This is a genomic window from Aequorivita marisscotiae, assembly GCF_029814825.1.
Lineage (GTDB): Bacteria > Bacteroidota > Bacteroidia > Flavobacteriales > Flavobacteriaceae > Aequorivita > Aequorivita marisscotiae.
The window spans coordinates 1,393,335-1,406,528 of record NZ_CP122379.1 but is presented as its reverse complement, the minus strand read 5'-3'; the positions used below and the strand labels follow the sequence as shown (position 1 = coordinate 1,406,528).

Annotated in this window: 14 protein-coding genes; 1 reads left to right on the top strand and 13 read right to left on the bottom strand. The window is 37.4% G+C overall.

What is annotated here, in order from left to right; translation table 11 throughout:
- Positions 1-102: 102 nt before the first annotated feature.
- The 12 genes from QCQ61_RS06445 to cyoE form a co-directional block, all read right to left on the bottom strand.
- Positions 103-1,272, bottom strand: coding sequence for an efflux RND transporter periplasmic adaptor subunit (locus QCQ61_RS06445; RefSeq protein ID WP_279449948.1), 1,170 nt, complete (start codon positions 1,270-1,272; stop codon positions 103-105).
- Between the two features lie 32 nt (positions 1,273-1,304).
- A complete protein-coding gene (locus QCQ61_RS06440) occupies positions 1,305-2,576 on the bottom strand; it encodes an ABC transporter permease (RefSeq protein WP_279449947.1) in 1,272 nt (423 codons plus the stop codon).
- Positions 2,569-3,813, bottom strand: a complete 1,245-nt coding sequence (locus tag QCQ61_RS06435; RefSeq protein WP_279449946.1) for an ABC transporter permease — start codon at positions 3,811-3,813, stop codon at positions 2,569-2,571. The genes QCQ61_RS06440 and QCQ61_RS06435 overlap by 8 nt, the downstream gene beginning before the upstream one ends.
- A complete protein-coding gene (locus QCQ61_RS06430; RefSeq protein WP_279449945.1) occupies positions 3,806-4,513 on the bottom strand; it encodes an ABC transporter ATP-binding protein in 708 nt (235 codons plus the stop codon). The genes QCQ61_RS06435 and QCQ61_RS06430 overlap by 8 nt, the downstream gene beginning before the upstream one ends.
- Positions 4,514-4,651: 138 nt before the next feature.
- Positions 4,652-4,888, bottom strand: a complete 237-nt coding sequence (locus QCQ61_RS06425) for a hypothetical protein (RefSeq protein WP_279449944.1) — start codon at positions 4,886-4,888, stop codon at positions 4,652-4,654.
- Between the two features lie 59 nt (positions 4,889-4,947).
- A complete protein-coding gene (locus QCQ61_RS06420; protein WP_279449943.1) occupies positions 4,948-5,475 on the bottom strand; it encodes a DUF420 domain-containing protein in 528 nt (175 codons plus the stop codon).
- A gap of 3 nt (positions 5,476-5,478) precedes the next feature.
- Positions 5,479-6,102: an SCO family protein gene (locus QCQ61_RS06415; protein WP_279449942.1), complete on the bottom strand. Its 624-nt coding sequence runs from the start codon at positions 6,100-6,102 to the stop codon at positions 5,479-5,481.
- A 55-nt stretch (positions 6,103-6,157) separates the two neighbouring features.
- Positions 6,158-6,802 (bottom strand): hypothetical protein, encoded by a 645-nt coding sequence (locus QCQ61_RS06410; protein ID WP_279449941.1) that lies wholly within the window; start codon positions 6,800-6,802, stop codon positions 6,158-6,160.
- Between the two features lie 159 nt (positions 6,803-6,961).
- Positions 6,962-7,351 (bottom strand): cytochrome C oxidase subunit IV family protein, encoded by a 390-nt coding sequence (locus tag QCQ61_RS06405; protein ID WP_279449940.1) that lies wholly within the window; start codon positions 7,349-7,351, stop codon positions 6,962-6,964.
- Between the two features lie 18 nt (positions 7,352-7,369).
- Complete coding sequence (locus tag QCQ61_RS06400) at positions 7,370-8,353, bottom strand: cytochrome c oxidase subunit 3 (protein WP_279449939.1); 984 nt, start codon at positions 8,351-8,353, stop codon at positions 7,370-7,372.
- A gap of 46 nt (positions 8,354-8,399) precedes the next feature.
- The gene (locus tag QCQ61_RS06395; RefSeq protein ID WP_279449938.1) at positions 8,400-8,981 is read right to left on the bottom strand and encodes a cytochrome c oxidase subunit 3; all 582 of its coding nucleotides are present in this window, start codon (positions 8,979-8,981) and stop codon (positions 8,400-8,402) included.
- Between the two features lie 44 nt (positions 8,982-9,025).
- On the bottom strand, positions 9,026-9,922 hold the full coding sequence (cyoE, locus tag QCQ61_RS06390) for a heme o synthase (RefSeq protein ID WP_279449937.1): 897 nt from the start codon (positions 9,920-9,922) through the stop codon (positions 9,026-9,028).
- A gap of 125 nt (positions 9,923-10,047) precedes the next feature.
- Between cyoE and QCQ61_RS06385 the strand changes: the two genes are divergently transcribed.
- Positions 10,048-11,031: an MBL fold metallo-hydrolase gene (locus QCQ61_RS06385; protein ID WP_279449936.1), complete on the top strand. Its 984-nt coding sequence runs from the start codon at positions 10,048-10,050 to the stop codon at positions 11,029-11,031.
- Positions 11,032-11,037: 6 nt separating this feature from the next.
- On the opposite strand, the gene QCQ61_RS06380 is transcribed toward QCQ61_RS06385, so the two are convergent.
- Positions 11,038-13,125 carry a gliding motility protein RemB gene (locus tag QCQ61_RS06380; RefSeq protein ID WP_279449935.1) on the bottom strand — a complete coding sequence of 696 codons (2,088 nt, stop codon included), beginning with the start codon at positions 13,123-13,125 and terminating at the stop codon, positions 11,038-11,040.
- Between the last annotated feature and the right edge of the window lie 69 nt (positions 13,126-13,194).

Sequence of the window (13,194 nt, the reverse complement as noted above, 5' to 3'; positions counted from 1 at the left end):
CGTTTTACTATTATTGAATAAGTCTTTTGCTTTGTGGTTGCGTTACAAGTTTTTAGAATTTTAATTTTTAATTGAAACTTGTTCGCTACTTAAAAAAATGTGCTAGCCTCTGCTACTAGTTGCAGTTGCCGGTTTCAATTGGTTCCATACCTTGATTTTATCGTCTTTAGAAATGCCGTTTTTTACTTCAACGTCTATTCCATCGCTTACGCCCAATGTTATATCTCGTCTTTCAAATTTTTGGTCGCCAACCAAAATTTCAACAAAAGGCTGTTGGGTTTTTGGATCAAATTGCACCAGTGCTTCTTTAATGGTTAATACGTTTTCGGCTTTTGCCAAAATAATAGAAGCATTGGCACTAAGCCCCGCACGAATAAAAGTAGTGGTGGTATCTAAATTTTTCATCGTCCCTTTTATTTCAAATTGGATTGCGCCATTTTCGTCCACTCCTTTTGGCGCAATGTAATCCAGTTGGGCATTAAATGAATTATCTGGCAGCGCACCCACGGTTATTTCTAACGGAAGGCCTTCTTTTATTTTGCCCACTTCGCTTTCATCTACTTTCCCTTCAAAAATCATTTTATCTACGTCGGCCAAGGTTGCAATGGTAGTACCGTCGTTAAAATTGTTTGCCTCAATTACTTGGTTTCCGGTTTTAACGGGAACGTCGAGTACCATTCCAGATACTGTGGCCCGAATTTCGGTATTTGCCGATGCACCCATGCCACTGGTGGTTCCGGTTTTTACGATATCGTAATTTTGGCTGGCAGCTGTAAGCCCTACCTTCTCCTGCTTTAATCGTTGTTCGGCTTGATTGTAAGACAGTTGGGCATTATCAAATTCATTGGCAGAAATTACTCCTTTTTCAAACAATTCCTTTTGGCGGTTGTAAATGCTTTTTTGATTTTCGAATGCTAGTCGCGCAGTTTCTACTTGAGTACGTACACTATTAATATTGTTTTTGGCACTATTTAAAGAGGAAACATTGGGCACCACTTTTACTTTAGCAATAAGGTCACCAGCTTTTACAATTTCGCCAGCTTCTACAAATATTTCGTCTATAATTCCCGAAATATTTGGTTTAATAAGTACTTCTTCTTTTGGTACAATACTTCCGGTGGCTACTGTTTTTTTTACAACCGTGCCCATTGCCGGGGTTTGTGTTTCGTAAACAATTGGATCTTCAATATTTTTTGAATAAAGCCAATACATAGAAACTGTAAATAGCACTGCAATTGTGGCGAGAATGATTATGGTTTTTGTTTTTTTCATTTTTATAAGAAATATTCAGTTTTCAAATAGTTTTATTCTGTACGTAATGCTTCTACGGGTTTAATTTTAATAGCGTTCTGTGCCGGAATTAAACCCGCCAAAAGTCCTGATACAATTAATATTGTTAGCGCAATAAATACAACGCCAATATTTACCGATGGATTAATAAACATCATTTCGCTGGTGTCCATCTCATTCAATTTATAATTTACAAGCCATAGTACACCCGAGGCCAATACAATGCCTGCCATACCCGAAACGATGGTTAGGAAAATAGATTCCAATAATATTTGCGATCGAATGCTCCACGGTGTTGCCCCCAGTGCACGGCGGATACCGATTTCCTTTGTTCGCTCCTTTACAACAATTAGCATAATGTTACTAATGCCTATAATTCCTGAAAGCAGCACTAAAATACCAACAAAATAGGCAACAAAGTTAAGTGCGGTAAACAGCCCAGTTATCTTGCTAAATTCTTGATACAAATCAAAATTTCCTATGGCGCGATCGTCGTTCGGATTTATAGTGTGCCGGGTTTTAATAACATCAAAAACCTGCGATTTTAATTCGGTAATAGAAAATTCATCTTGAGCAGTAATAGCCATCCATCCTACAATATCGCCCATATTAAAGGCTTGGGAGAAGGAAGTAAACGGAACATAAATTTCCTTTTGCATTTCTTCGGGATCACCGTTATTGCCTTTCTTTTTGTAGGTGCCGATTACCATAAAATTTACACCATTTATCTTGAGGTAGGAGCCAATAACTTCTTCTCCGGGATTGTACAATGCGCTCTGAACACCACTGCCAATAATTGCCACTTTGCGTTTTTCGTTTATATCTGAATAATTTATAAATCGGCCGGAAGTGATGTCCATGGGTTGTTGCTCAATTATTTCGGGATAATCGCCATAAACATTAAATGCCCCCGTTTGAAGTCCGCGCACAACATTGTTACTTCCGCGAAAACCTCCCAATTGATTTCTGGGCGAAACAAAGCGCAAGCCTGGCACATTTTGTTTTATAGCAGCAATATCGTCTGTTTTAAAGTTATATCTGCGCCCTTTAGGCAAACCTTTATAGGGTTGTGAGGCAGTTTGCGACCACATAAACATTGAATTAGTAGCCATTCCGTTGAATCCTTGCTTAATACCATTCTCCAAACCATTACCTGCAGCCAATAAAATCACCAAAATAAAAATCCCCCAAAGCACTCCAAAAGCCGTCATTACGGTCCGGAACCAATTGCTGCTAAGGGCTTCAATTATTTCGGCCCAACTGTCTCTACTAAATAGTTTACTCATCGCGCAAAGCATCTATGGGTTTAATATTTGCAGCTCGGTAGGCGGGAAAGAATCCAGCTACGGCCCCAGCCACTACAAGAATAATTACGGTGGTAATTGCTACCGAAAAATCTACGGACGGATTTCTAATGTATTCCGTTTCAATAAAGGGCCCCACTATTTGTAACAGTACCAGACTAAAAATTAAGCCAACAAAACCTGCAATTGCAGTTACAAAAATAGACTCATGAAGAATCATACCAATAATAGACCAGGGTTGGGCGCCAATTGCTTTACGAACTCCGATTTCTTTGGTGCGTTCCTTTACAATAATTAACATAATATTACTTACCCCCACAACACCAGCAATGATGGTACAGATTCCCACTCCCCAGAAAAACCATCGGATCATATTGTTAAGGTCGTAAAAACGCTTAGCTCGTTCTAAAGTGTTATTCACGTTTACTGCTCTGGTATCACCGGGTGCAATTGTATGTCTGGCCTTTAAATCTGCTTCTAATGAGGCCGAAAAAGCTTCAGAAGCCGCTAGTGCATCTTCGTATTTATCGTGCTTTTGAAGGGTAAAGGCAATAGATCTAAGTTTATCGCCTGCGTTATAAACACGTTGTGCCGTTGTTAATGGAATAAAGATTCGCGTTTCTTCGCGCTCTCCTCCTGGATCGGTGTAAATTCCTACTACTTTAAACTTAATTCCAGTAATATCAAGGTATTCGCCAATGGCATTTTTTCCTTTAAACAGATCTAAATAAACTTGATTTCCTATTACGGCGTTTTTTTCGAAAGCATTTATATCTATTTGGTTAATATATCTACCCGCCACCAAGGTTGCGTTTTCAAGAAATTGATAATCGCCACCAACGCCTTCAATTCGGTAACTTCCGCTTTCCTTTTTATATGTAGTTAATTGCCCCCATCTGCTGTACACTCCAGATTTAAGTTCTATTTTCTCGCTGTTTTTTTTAACCGCCATATCAAAATCGCGATTGTCAATTTCTATTCTGCGGCCTGGGTTCATTCCTTTGTATTCTACTGAAGTAACATTTGTCCAAACACTAATACGATTAGTTGCATCGCTTTCAAATTGCTTAGCGACACCATTAGACATGCCTTGCCCAATTGCCAAAAGAATAACCAAAATAAAAATTCCCGAAGCCACGGAAAGCCCTGTTAAAAAAGTACGCAATTTGTTTTTACGAATCGCTTCAAAAATTTCTTGCCAGCGCTCGAGACTAAACATAAACTTCGCTTTTTGCTCTAACTTGATTTACAACCGAATCGTCTATAATTAGGCCGTCTTTTAAGTTTACAATACGTTTGGTCATATGCGCAATATCTTCCTCGTGAGTTACAATGAGTATTGTTTTTCCTTCGTCGTTAATGCCTTGAATAAGTTCCATTACCTCGTACGACGTTTTAGTGTCTAAAGCTCCGGTAGGTTCATCGGCCAATAGCACTTTGGGGTCGCTAGCAAGGGCTCGCGCAATTGCCACTCGTTGCTTTTGTCCTCCAGAAAGTTCGTTGGGAAGGTGCGCAGCCCAATCTGCCAAGCCCACTTTTTCTAAGTAATGCATAGCTTTTTCTATTCGAATATTTCGTTTTACACCTTGATAGTATAGCGGCATCGCCACATTTTCTATGGCAGATTTATAATTTATAAGATTAAAAGATTGAAATATAAAACCAAGAAATTTATTACGATATCGGGCGGCTACTTTTTCATTTAAATTTTTAATAAGCGTGCCGTCTAAATTGTAAGTTCCCTCATCTGCTTCATCTAAAATACCAAGTATATTTAGCAAGGTTGATTTTCCCGAGCCGGAAGACCCCATAATGGAAACCATTTCGCCTTCAGAAACCGAGAAATTTATTCCTTTTAAAACATGAAGCGAATTTTTGCCCATGTGATACGATTTGTGCAGATTTTTAATCTCTATCATTCTGAAAATTGTTGATTTGCAAATTACAAGGGAATCCTCTCCCAAATGTGAAATTCTTGTTAAGACTTAAAAATAAAGTAATACCAGTTTTTTATAAGACTCAATTTGTGGGAAAGTGTTACAAATTCTTTTAAAAATCTAGAGTGTATTTTCTGCGCGGGCTTTTTTGCGGCTTCGGTAAATTGCGTAACCAATACCGGCCACCAACAAATACGGAAAAATCATTAGATAAACTATGCCGTTGTTAATACCTTTTGCTGCTTGACCGCCTTCTTCACTTTCCAAAACTGCGCGACACATGGCGCATTGAGCTTCGGCAGGAGTTGCAATAAGCAGAAAGGCAACTAATATTATGAGAAGAATTTTTGTATTCATGTTAAAACAAATTCTGAAAAATTATAGGTGAAAAAAATTCACCCGTTGTATTTTTCTATTTAATAATAAGGCGAAATCAATAGGTAAACAACAACGCCGGAAACTGCAACATACAACCAAAGCGGGAATGTAATTCGCGCAATTTTTCTATGTTTATAAAACTGTCCTGTAACGCCCCTCACAAAGGTTATCAGTACAAAAGGGATAACGATAATAGACAGCAAAATATGTGTTAAAAGTATAAAATAATATACATATTTAATAAAACCTTCCCCACCAAAGGGCGTTGAATCTGAGGTCATATGATACGCCATATACATTATTAAAAATAATGCCGAAAACACAATCGCAGTTTTCATAAGGCGTTCGTGCAGTTTCCTATTTCCCTTTCTAATTTGAAAAACGGCGGTAATTAATATAACTGCGGTAAGTGCATTAATGCTTGCGTAAATGGGTGGTAAAAAACCCAAACGCTCTACTCCCGGAATTTTTACGGTGAATAAAACCGCCACTGCCACCGGAATAGCAATGGAGAGTATCCATATCCACACATTGTAAGTTTTAGGGGTTTGCGGAGAAGATTGCATGGCTTACAATAGTTTTTTAATATCTTCTTTTAGCATTTGAATGTTCTTGTCGTCTAACCCATCGTAGTAAATAATTGGGTTGCCGTGTTCGTCTATTCTAGAGCGGATATTTCCATCTTGATCAATGAGTGCAAAATAGCCCGAATGCTCAAAACCACCTTCAACTTCGGGAGCGTCGCCAACATAGAGGTTAAACCCTTCGTTTGCCAATTTAAAAATCTTTTCTTTATCACCCGTTAACAAATGCCACTGTGGCTTAGTTATTCCTTTATTTTCGGCATATTCTTTTAAGATCGCAGCGGAGTCGTGTTCGGGGTCTATGGAAAAAGACGCAATGCCTACCTTTGGATTTCCGAAAAATTCCTTTTGAATTTTTATCATATTTTCGGTCATAATTGGGCAAATAGACGGGCAGGTAGTAAAAAAGAATTCAACTACATAAACCTTGTCTTTATAGGTGTTGTTCGTAATTTCCTTTCCGTTTTGATCTGTAAAATTAAAAGATGGCACTGTTCCAATGGTAGCAAGATCTGGCTCTGAAATTGTTTTTACAATTTTAGGAACTGCCCAAATACCAAAAACTAAGATGATAAATGAAATACCTATGTATGAATAATTCTTGTTCACTTTTAATATTATTTATTGTTAATTCTCGCTAATATACTGGATTCTTGGCAGCGGGTTATATTTCCCTATTTGAGTTGTACTTTTTTAAAGCTCTTCGGTATTCTGCCAAAAGTACTTTTACGTCATCGCTCATTTTGTTGTTTATCTCGGCAATATTGCTAGCGTCAAAACCATACATAACACCCGCTTCCTCATCTTCCTTTCGGCCGCGAAGGCTTCGTTCTTTGTCAATTATAAAAACATACGGAGTACCGTAATCTGAGTTTAAAACCAGATTGGAATTAAGCGAATGAAAAACCCTTTCAATATTTTCAGTAGTGCCAAAAGCAAAGAACCAAGCATCTGTGGGTGCTATTTGCTTTAGTTTTTCTTCAATTTTTTCGGCTTGTTTTTCTGTGCCTTCTGGTAAAAGAATTACAAATTGAAATTCTTTAAACTCGTGGTTTTTGCTGTATATTTTTTGGGCAAGATTATAGGCATACGCTCTATGTGCTTCCAGATTACTTCCAAAAAAACCTAAAACCGATATTCTATTTTCGAGTTGAACGGAGTTCCCATCGAGATCCTTAAAACCATCCAGCTCGGCCACCGAGGGGGTTAAAATGGGCAAAGGTTTAAAATAACTGGTACTCATTGCGAAAAAAATATACACCGTAATGGGTAGAATAAACAGGATGCCAAGAACCAAATACTTCTTCATTATTACAAATTTTACACCTTTTAAAAAGCGTGTATTGCTAGTTTGCAAAAATACAGGGTAAAAGGGGGTTGGACAATGTTTTGGGTGTTAATTTTATAGATATCACGCATAAAAAAAGCCCTCACAAGGAGGGCCATTTTTATAACTTAATTTTTCTACTTAGAAGTTGAATTTTATAAATCCGTTTTTATATACTTCATAAATATAATCGCCTTCAATAAGTATAAGTAGCACCATATAGGCAATTAAAAATACGCCTGTCCATACTGCAGCTCTTCGCAGACCAACGGTTTCGTCGCGCATGTGCATAAAGTCCCAAGTAATGTAATAGGCTTTACAAATAGTAAGCAGGATAAAGATCCAGTTGAGTAAGTTTAGCGATAAAAATTTATGAGTAACCAAAAAATCCGGTCTTAGAATACCCAGAGCAACTTCAATAATAGTGATAATTGAAAGTACAACAAATACCCCCCAGATTTTGCTAACGTTGGATTTAAATTTTAGATTGCCTCTAAATATTGCTAGTTTATGTGCTTGTTCGTGTGCCATTTTTTAAATATTGAAAATCTATACAAGATAAAAGAATGTAAATACAAATACCCAAACCAAATCTACAAAGTGCCAGTAGAGACCTACTTTTTCTACCATTTCATAATGGCCGCGGCGCTCATATGTACCTATAATTACATTAAAAAATACAATAATATTAAGTAATACCCCAATGGAAACGTGAAATCCGTGGAATCCTGTTATAAAGAAGAAAAAATCTGCAAACAAAGGATGGCCGTATTCGTTATGGCGAAGGTTTGCCCCTTCCACAACCAGATTACCATCGTTTACTAGCTTAGTGATAGACTCTTCTCTACCTAAAACTATATGCTTTCCGTGCTCATCTTTGTACGGAAGCCTAATTAAAAGATTGTCGTTGGCTAAAAATCCTTCTTTTACTTGTTCAAAAGAAACGGTGGGTAAGTATTCTGATTCTTGCTGATACCAAACCCCAAGTTGTTTGGTCTGCTCAACACGCGCTCCATTATCAACCGCTGCAAAATCTGCTAGTGCTACACGATCTCCATCTTTATCTAAAAATTGAATAATCTGCCCTCCGTGAGTTTCCACGGCACCATAATCGCCTTTAATAAATGTATTCCACTCCCACGCTTGCGAGCCAAGGAAGATTAAACCTCCGATAATGGTTAAAAATAGATAGAAAATAACCTTCTTTTGCTGCATTTTATGACCAGCATCTACCGCCAATACCATTGTTACGGAAGAAAAGATAAGAATAAAGGTCATAAATGCCACATAATACATGGGCGCTTCTACCCCATGTAAAAATGGAAAGTGGGTAAAGACTTCATCGGCAATTGGCCAAGCGTCTATAAATTTGAAACGGGACATTCCGTAGGAAGATAAAAATCCTGCGAACGTCAATGAATCGGAAACGATGAAAAACCACATCATCATTTTGCCATAACTGGCTTTCAAGGGTTCGTTTCCGCCGCCCCAGGTTTTTCCTTCGGTACCTGTTTTAACAACAGTAGCTTCCATAAAAAGTGTTTGGTTTTAAATAAAGGTTCAAAAATACGTTTAATTTTTATTTAACGAAATATAAAAATAAAAAGAGGTAAATCCATACTATATCTATAAAATGCCAAAAAGTTGCAGCCAGTTCAACGCCAAGGGTTTTACCGTTTTTATATTTTTGTTTATAATGATTATAAATTACAATTAAAAGGGTTATCAACCCCGCAAAAACGTGTGCAACGTGCAATAGCACCACTAAATAAATAAATGATGTGGTGATACTACTGGTAGGCCCCGTAAAATTATAACCTTCTCTAATTATTTCCGCAAAGCCAACAAATTGAAAAATTACAAATAAAAGTCCTAAAACAAAAGTGGTAATCAATAAAACCATACCACGCGCGCTTTTCTCCTTTTTTATCGCCCTAAGTGCAAAATGTACTGTAATACTACTAACAATTATAAACACAAGGCTTATGTAAAAGGCCGGAGGTATTTCAAAAGATGCAACCCAATCTGGGCGTTCTTTACTTACTACATACGCACTTGTTAGGCCAGCAAAACTCATTGTTAAGCTTATAATGCCAAACCAGAGCATATTTTTTTTCGCTCTGTTTATTTTTAGCTCTTGATTACCTTGTGTTAAATCCATCCTATTTATTTCTTTTATATTTTCCGAAACCAATATTGTTTCGGTTATCTTAAAAATTTATCGGCCACATAAATTATTTGCAACAATGTAATATAACTTACACTTGCAAGCATGAGCTGCTTAGCAGCTACCGAAGTTTTTTCTTTATACAATCTAATTGCATAATACAGTAATCCAACGCCCAATACACCTATTAAACTTGCCGAAAGGGGCGTTAAATATAGTTTTCCCGTAATTCCTAATACCGGAATCAAAGAAATTAATACCGTCCAGATTGTATATAAAATTACTTGTATGGCTGTTCCCTTATCGCGTTTTCCATTTGGAAGCATAAAAAATCCCGCTTTTTTATAGTCGTCATATAAAAACCACCCTATTGCCCAAAAGTGCGGGAATTGCCAAAAAAACTGAATCATAAACAAAGTTCCAGGTTCAATCCCAAATTCACCAGTTACCGCAACCCACCCCAACATAAAGGGAATGGCTCCCGGAAAAGCTCCTACAAAAACCGAAAGCGGAGTTTTAGTTTTTAAAGGAGTATAAAGGCTTACATACATAAAAATAGATATGGCGCCAAACATTGCCGTTATTGGATTAATAGAGTACAATACAGCAATACCGAGTACGGTTAAAACAATAGCCAATATAAATGCCGAACGAACAGTCATTTGCCCCGCCGGCAAGGGTCTGTTTTTGGTACGGTCCATTAATGCGTCTAAATCTTTTTCAATTATTTGATTGTAAACATTAGAAGCCCCCACCATGCAATAGCCGCCAACGCATAATAAAAATAACACGAAAAAATCAATGGAATCTGCACCCAATAAATATCCAGCCACCGAAGAAAAAACGACACTTACGGAAAGCCGAAATTTGGTAATTTCGGTGAAAGTACCAATGAGGGATTGGTTGGGAATCGACTTTGAATTAGAAACAGACAAGTTCTTATTTTTAGGCGGTGCAAAGATACGCTTCCTGTATTTTCTTTACAATATATTTTAAACAATCTTGTGCCATTATTTCGGCAATTTTAGTAATTTCAACCAATATTTAAAATTTAAAAAATATGATCTCAAAAATATTTCTAAATACCTTCCTTTTATTTTCGGTGCTAACCGTGTATTCACAAAGTGATACCGGCGAGAAAAACAACACAAAACTTTTAAAAATAACCAGTAAAATATACATGTTGCAAGGCAAAGGCGGTAATATTGGGCTAAGCTTTGGCAATGATGGCATTTTTATGATAGACGACCAATATGCGGAAGATATCGAAGAAATTCAAAAGGATATTAAAAAAATAAGTAAAGAACCCATCCGGTTTCTGGTAAACACACATTTTCACGGAGATCATACGGGCGGTAACGCCGCACTAGCTGAAACTGGAACGGTTATTTTTTCGCAATTGAACGTACGGGATCGCTTGCAAAAAATGCTTAAAAGAGAAAGCACAAAAATATCGGAAGTGGCCCTACCTGTGGTTACTTTTAACGATGACCTTACCTTTCACTTTAACGGAGAAAAAATTTATGTGTTCCATGTACACAATGCACACACCGATGGCGATGCCATGGTGTATTTTACCGACAGTAACATTTTACACACCGGAGATGTTTTTTTTAATGGAAAATATCCTTTTATTGACACAGAGAACGGAGGAAGTGTTAAAGGCTATATCGCTGCCCTGGAAATGGCAACCAAAATTATAAATGAGGATACAAAAATAATACCTGGCCATGGAAATTTAGGAACCTTTAAAGATTTGAAAGACACGATTATTATGCTCCAAACGCTTTATAACCGTGTTGCAACCGCTTATGTAAACAGAAAAACCGAAGCCGAAGTTTTAAACATGTCCGACATTACTAAAATGTATGACGACCAAGGATATGGCGATGGTTTTATTAGTACCGAAGCTTTTGTGAAAATGCTTTATAGTGAAGTTGAAAAGAAGCGCGCATCAATAGATCAAATTGAAGAAACCAACAAAGCCGCAAGAGAAAAATACGATAAAATGATGAAGGATAGAGAAGAAAAACAAAAGGATTAGTTACTTCTAAAAATCGTAATACCAGTTAAATAAATCTGTTCGTATTCCAAAATTTAGCCAAGTAGTTTCATTTTTAAAAACGCTTTGGGTATTTAACGTGGGATCAAAACTTCTAAATATAAAATTTCCGTAGATCTTCAAATTCGTGGCAGTATTAATAATGTAGCCTGCCTGTAGTTCGGCGTGGAAGAAATTGGTTGTGTTTCCTTGGGCCAATTCGTTGCCATTGTCCGAAATACGATCATCTTCGGTGCCGTAAATATTTCCGCCGTAAAAAAAGGAATCTTCCGGCGTATTAAACTCAAAACCGCGCTTTGCGACAATAACTTTGGCATCGCCATAGAGCCTTCCCCTTTGGTAACGGGCAATTCCTATAAATTCTGAAAAATTAGCGCCCAAAGTATGTGCCAACGCCTGATTGTTGTGCCCGTAATTTAGCACAACGGTATTGTGCGAATACGTATAAGGCCGTACACGATTGTACTCAGATTGCAGGTAGAGATTCTTTATTCCAAAAGCGTCGTAATACTTTACACCGAGTTGAATGCCCGTTTTGTTTTTATAACTTCCTTGTCCGCCAAAAACATCACTTTTAGAAAATTCATCTATAATTAATTGTCCATAAATGTTGACCCGATCGTTCACTTTATATTTTGAAGCAAGTCCGATTAATGCGTTGCCACCACGCGAACCCGTTGAAAATTGAATGGCTTGGTAAAATATAATCGGGTTTAAATAATTCATATCAAAGCCGCGATTATTGTCGTTCTCCCAAACAACAGATTCAAAAAAACCCACATTCAATTTTTTGGTAATGTTGTAGCTTAAATAATGGTTTGCAACATATTTTGTTCTAAACGAACCATCTGCTGTAACTTCCGGACGTACATCGCGGAGAGACATCCAAGTATTGGTATATTTTAATTTCCAGAAGGTGGTGTTTAATTTAAAATATGGATACGAAGTTGCATTGTCGCTCATTAACAACGATCGGTACCCATCGCCCAAAAATGATTTTCCGTGGCCAAGCTGCAAATTGAAATATTTTGATGGTGTGTAAGATAGGTAACCCGTAGTCATTGGATAGTCGTAGGAATCTGTTTTAAATTCCTTCGCAATACCCCGTCCGGGAATTATTGCAGGATTACCGCCATCGGGGCGCATGGATTCTGCATAGCGGTTAAAATAATCTGCAAAACGTCCTTGACTTTCATAAACAACTCCAAAAAAGCCAATTTTATCGCCCAGCCCTCCTTGAAGATAAACCAGTCTTGTGTTATTGTAGGTGTTAATATCTGCATCTAAATCCTTACCCAATTGCAGGTCTACACCCGGGTCTAGTGTAATCCAATAATCCTTTCCTTTTATGGTAACAAAATGTTCGTTCCATAATTTACGGCTAAACCACGAAGTTCCGCTTTTTGCTATTTCTGCATTCGCCGCCTGAAAATCGTAATATCTATTTACTTCGGAATAAATATATGGTTTTTGCGCAGTGTGATTGTTTAATCCCACCCTGTTTAATGCGGGGTCGAATACGCTATAATTATGGTGCGACAACGGAATGTTAATATTGCTATTATATTCTTCATTTAAATAGGGAAGGTTAACAAGGGCATCGTATTCGGTTGTTAGTCCATCCTTTTCGTTAATAGCCTCAGCTGGAGTTTGAATAATACTATCGCCCGGCGCAACCAAGGGAATAGCAATTGGCAGCGTAAATTGAATATATGTAGGCCTTCCGTTATGGGTTGCCGGAATAACCGTGGGAAGCGAATTAAAAACACGGAGCGTTTCGGCTCTTAATTCTTCATAGATTGCATCGGTATAAAGTACTTTGAATTTTCCATCTTTGGTAACTTCAAAAAGCACATTTACAGCGCCTTTATAATTTTTTGTAAACACAATTTCGGGAACTTCAAAATTCTCGAAAATAAATTGTTGCAGGGTATTGGTAAAACAGTTTTCCAGCAATGCTTCCGAAACTGTTTCACATTCTGGAAAAACAGGATACTTTTCATACTGCGCTGTCGAAATTTGAGCCAAAGAAACTATTGAAAAACAAAAAACTAGAAGTAAGAGAATCTGCTTCATCGGGAACTATTTACTTTGAGGCCGAAAGATACAGTTTTTTTATAACGACAGAAATCAAAAAAAGCCCCC